The 1,075-nt window shown below is 68.0% G+C and carries 1 protein-coding gene; it reads left to right on the top strand.

The window, feature by feature from the left end:
* Positions 1–345 precede the first annotated feature (345 nt).
* The coding region (locus tag D8M34_RS19645; protein WP_238695721.1) for a helix-turn-helix domain-containing protein at positions 346–1,075 on the top strand (730 nt) is incomplete at its 3' end.

Raw genomic sequence — 1,075 nt, 5'->3', positions numbered from 1 at the left:
GCTCTGCCCTCGCAAGACCAACTCCGGCTGGCCGACGAGGCCCTCCAGGAGGAGGTGCTCAGGAAGACCGCTTGACCTCGTTGCCGCTCGAAGCGGCGCCACGACAATCGAACATCTGGGCTGAGTGCATACCCTGAAATGCGCTAGGGCCCGTCCCTCCCGCGAAGAGGAACGGGCCCAACGTAACGGGGTTCGGAGCGCCAACTCCTACACCCAGCCCCTCCCAGAAGGGAGGCGCAACGCTTGCCTGCGCGCCCTCATAGTAGCGCGCGTCCCGAAGTTCGCACAGCACCATCTCGCTGTGCGTCCCGCGAGTCGAACCCCAACCCGGGCCTTCGACTCCTCATGCAGCCAGTTCTGCCTCTTCCGGCAGGGCTGCCGGCGTCCTGGTCGACCCATCCGGGGATCGAACTCCCCCGGATGTGCGTCAGCTGCCGACGTCGGTCGGGAACCGCGCGCAACACTCCACTCAGGTCGTTCGTATGCGCACCGTGCTGGTTCGCCTGCGGTGGCGACGTCTCCCCTGCCGAGCTCACTGCCTCCCTCGAGGCCGACGTCGCGTCGGCCGACGAGCTGCTGTCCGCTGCTGCGACGCTGCTCCCCCGCACCGCGCTGGACTGGTATCGCGCCTTGCTGGGCTCGTCCTGGTATCAGCAGGTACGTCGCGACGCCGCTGAGCGGTTGCGCGGGCTGCTGGCCGAGCTCGCCCGCCGCGCCGACTGTAACGACCACACCAGCTGGCCCACCTGCGAGCGCCTGCACAAGGCCATCGGGTGGCGCCGGCGCAGCACCGCTCGCTGGCTCGCCGAACTGCAGCGCCATGGCTGGCTGCTGCGCGTCGAGGGAGGCACCACCCCTCAGTTCCGTCCACTCGCGCGGCAGCATCTCGCCGGCAACCGGGCCGCGGTCTACCAGCTAAGAGTGCCCGCCGCTGAGGCGGCCGAGCAGGCCATCCCGACCGTGCCGGACCCACGTGCCCAGAGCAGTGAGCACGAAGTGCCACAGACCCACACAGACACAACTGGGACCCCAACACCAACACTTAAAGATCCTTCTAAGACTTCTACAGGGGTTC

Origin of the sequence: Microbacterium sp. HSID17254, assembly GCF_003989315.1 — a bacterium.
GTDB lineage: Bacteria > Actinomycetota > Actinomycetes > Actinomycetales > Microbacteriaceae > Microbacterium.
Note: the sequence above shows the minus strand (reverse complement) of the source record. Positions and strands in the feature narration are given on the sequence as shown.